The organism is Streptomyces caelestis, assembly GCF_001279005.1.
Classification (GTDB): Bacteria; Actinomycetota; Actinomycetes; order Streptomycetales; family Streptomycetaceae; genus Streptomyces; species Streptomyces heliomycini.
Genome location: NZ_LGCN01000100.1, coordinates 1 through 340 on the forward strand (window position 1 = coordinate 1; position 340 = coordinate 340).

Consider the following 340-nt stretch of genomic DNA (forward strand, 5'->3'; position numbering starts at 1 on the left):
CGGCCTGCGCCACCGACGGGTGGGCGGCGAGCGCCGACTCGATCTCACCGGGCTCGATCCGGAAGCCGCGCAGCTTGACCTGCTGGTCGGCGCGGCCCAAATACTCGATCTCACCCTCCCGGGACCAGCGCACCAGATCCCCGGTGCGATACATGCGCGCGCCGGCCGGGCCGTAGAGGTCGGCCACGAACCGGTCGGCGGTGAGGCCGGGCCGGTCCAGGTAGCCCTGCGCGAGTCCGGTGCCGGCGATGTACAGCTCGCCCGGGACGCCCGGGGCGACCAGGCCGAGGTGCTCGTCGAGGACGTAGAGCCGGGTGTTGTCCAGGGGACGGCCGATGGG

General features: G+C 73.5%; 1 protein-coding gene. It reads right to left on the reverse strand.

The window, feature by feature from the left end; all coding sequences use genetic code 11:
* A partial coding sequence (locus ADK41_RS09935) for an AMP-binding protein (RefSeq protein ID WP_159043956.1) occupies window positions 1-340 on the reverse strand: 340 nt, incomplete at both ends.